This is a genomic window from Streptomyces sp. AC627_RSS907 (assembly GCF_019049165.1).
This window is the reverse complement of record NZ_JAGMUE010000730.1, coordinates 1-755: the sequence shown is the minus strand read 5'-3', so window position 1 is coordinate 755 and position 755 is coordinate 1. Positions and strand designations below refer to the sequence as shown.

1 protein-coding gene is annotated in these 755 nt (G+C 77.2%); it reads left to right on the top strand.

What is annotated here, in order from left to right; translation table 11 throughout:
* Window positions 1–2 precede the first annotated feature (2 nt).
* On the top strand, window positions 3–755 hold a 753-nt coding region (gene dacB / locus KUM32_RS38295), incomplete at its 3' end, for a D-alanyl-D-alanine carboxypeptidase/D-alanyl-D-alanine-endopeptidase (RefSeq protein ID WP_217146429.1).

Here is a 755-nt window from a genome sequence, read left to right as displayed (position 1 = left end):
GGCTGCTGGCCACGCTGAGTTGGAGTTCTCCGGTCGGTGCCGACACCGCCGCGCCCCCGGGCCTGCCCGAGGCCATCGACGCCATCCTCGCCGACCCGCGCCTGGACGGGGCGACGGCCGGCGTGGTGGTCGCCGACGCGGACAGCGGCGCCGTCCGCTACGCCCACCGGCCCGAGGAACACCTGCTGCCGGCGTCGAACGCCAAGCTGACGACATCGGCCGCCGCGCTGGAACTCCTGGGCCCGGACCACCGCTTCCGCACCGAGGTGCTGGCGCACGGACCCCGGCGCGGCGCCGTGCTCGCGGGCGACCTGTACCTGCGCGGCACGGGCGATCCCACCCTGCTCGCCGCAGACTACCGAGCCCTGGCCGCGCGCGTCGCGCGCGCCGGCATCACCCGCGTCACCGGCCATCTGGTCGCCGACGACACCCGCTTCGACCGGGCCCGGCTCGGCCGTGGCTGGGCCGCCGGCGACGAGTCCGCGTACTACGCGGCCCCGATCTCGGCGCTCACCGTGGCCCCCGACACCGACTACGACGCGGGCAGCGTCATCACGCACACCACACCGGGCGCCCGCGAGGGCGACCGGCCGCGCGTGCGCACCGTCCCGCACAGCCGCTACCCGCGCGTGGTCAACCTGGCCAGCACCGTGGCGGCCGGCCAGCCACGGACGCTGGCCGTCGAGCGCGCGCACGGCGGCGACACCCTCACCGTCAGCGGGGCCATCCCGCTCGACGGGCGACCCGGCAAGGAG